The following is a 1050-nucleotide window of genomic DNA, read 5'->3' as shown; positions in this document are numbered from 1 at the left end:
CGGCCTCGGCGAGGCGTTCGGTGTACCGGATCGAGGTGTACTGGCTGCCGGCGTCGGAGTGGTGCACGAGGCCGTGCAGGCTGTGCCCGGCGCGGGAGCGCTGCCAGATGCCCATCTCGAGCGCGTCCAGCACCAGGTCGGTGCTCATCGACCGGGATGCCCGCCAGCCGGTGATCAGGCGGGCGTAGACGTCCACGCAGAACGCGACGTACACGAACCCGGACCAGGTGGCCACGTAGGTGAAGTCGACCACCCAGAGCTGGTTCGGCCGGTCGGCCCGGAACCGGCGTTCGACGAGGTCCTCGGGACGTGGCGCGGCCGCGGACGGGCGGGTGGTTCGGGTGACCGCGCCGCGGATCGCGCCGTGCAGCCCGGCTTGGCGCATCAGCCGTTCCACCCGGCCGCGGCCGACGCTGGTGCCTTCGCGCAGCAGTTGCCGCCACACCTTGCGCGCCCCGTACACGCCGTAGTTCTCACCATGCACGCGCCGGATCTGGGACAGCAGCGCCCGATCCTGGACCACCCGGGCCGAATCCGGTCGCTTCATCGCGGCCCAGTAGGTGGACGGGGCGATCGAGCAGCCGTGCTCGGTGAGCACCCTGCAGATCGGCTCGACCCCGAACTCCCGGCCGTCGAACACCACGTGGCGATGCTCGGTGATGAAGCTCACGATCTGGGCGATGGGCGGTCGAGCTCCGCCGCGAAGAAAGCCGACGCCGTCTTCAGGATCGCGTTCGCCCGCCGCAGCTCGCGGTTCTCCCGCTCCAGTTCGACGATCCGCCGCCGCTCGTCGGTGCGGAGCCCGGGCTTGTGCCCGGCGTCGATCTCGGCCTGTTTGACCCACCCTCGCAACGTGTCCAGATTGATGCCCAACTGCCCGCCGACCTGGCGGCACGCGGCCATGATGGACACGCCCGCCTCGGGATCGGCCAGCAGATCCGCGACCAGGCGCACCGCCCGGTCCTTCACTTCCACTGGGTACTTCTTCTGCGCCGGCATGACATCACCCTTTCGTGAGATCAATGCCTCCACCAGACCCGGGGCGGTTCA

General features: G+C 69.9%; 2 protein-coding genes. Both read right to left on the bottom strand.

Going from position 1 to position 1050, the window contains the following annotated elements; translation table 11 throughout:
* Window positions 1–670, bottom strand: a 670-nt coding sequence (locus tag ACFQ58_RS17855) for an IS3 family transposase (RefSeq protein ID WP_376952560.1), incomplete at its 3' end; no start/stop codon positions are given.
* The gene (locus ACFQ58_RS17850; protein ID WP_376952559.1) at window positions 667–999 is read right to left on the bottom strand and encodes a transposase; all 333 of its coding nucleotides are present in this window, start codon (window positions 997–999) and stop codon (window positions 667–669) included. The genes ACFQ58_RS17850 and ACFQ58_RS17855, both read right to left, overlap by 4 nt.
* Window positions 1000–1050 lie beyond the last annotated feature (51 nt).

Origin of the sequence: Agromyces sp. NPDC056523 (assembly GCF_042794545.1) — a bacterium.
Lineage (GTDB): Bacteria > Actinomycetota > Actinomycetes > Actinomycetales > Microbacteriaceae > Agromyces.
Note: the sequence above shows the minus strand (reverse complement) of the source record. Positions and strands in the feature narration are given on the sequence as shown.